This window comes from Mesorhizobium sp. M4B.F.Ca.ET.089.01.1.1, assembly GCF_004022605.1.
Classification (GTDB): Bacteria; Pseudomonadota; Alphaproteobacteria; order Rhizobiales; family Rhizobiaceae; genus Mesorhizobium; species Mesorhizobium abyssinicae.
On record NZ_RZOS01001182.1, the window covers coordinates 1 to 621 of the forward strand.

Genomic DNA, 621 nt, shown 5'->3' on the forward strand with positions numbered 1-621 from the left:
CGACGAGTCTCCCGAAATGATCTCGGGAATCTGGCCGGGCGACACGGCGTCGCGCAGAGCGGTGAACGGCGACTGGCTTGACCTGCCCGTTCCTGGCGCAAGCGTGGATGTGGTAATCGGTGACGGGTGCCTTTCCGCGCTCGCTTTGTCGGTCGCACGGCGGGCGCTGTTCGCGGCAATCGCACGCGTGCTCCGTCCAGGCGGCCGAGCGGGGGCGCGCCTCTTTGCCGGTCCGCAAGCACCCGACGACCCGCACGCGGGACGGGGGCTCGCGCTGTCCGGCGGCGTCTCCACCTTCCATGAGCTCAAATGGCGCGTCGCCATGACCGCGGCGGGCAACGCGCCCGACTATGCCATCCCCGTGAAGACCATTGCGGAACGGTTCGACGCGCTGTTTCCCGACCGCGCGGAGCTTTCAGCACGCACCGGGTGGGAATTGCCGGTCATCGGCACCATCGACGTCTACCGCAACTCTTCGGCTATCTACAGCTTCGCGCCGGCAGACGTGCTGATTGGCGAGGCGCATGCGTTCTTCGACGATGTCGGCGTCGTTCCAACAGGCAGCTATGGTCTCGCCGAGCGATGCCCGCTGCTGGTGCTGCGCTCGCCGAGGCGTTAAGG

1 protein-coding gene is annotated in these 621 nt (G+C 67.5%); it reads left to right on the plus strand.

Annotation, left to right across the window (positions count from 1 at the left end):
* On the plus strand, positions 1-619 hold a 619-nt coding region (locus EN780_RS36680), incomplete at its 5' end, for a class I SAM-dependent methyltransferase (protein WP_133372979.1).
* Positions 620-621 lie beyond the last annotated feature (2 nt).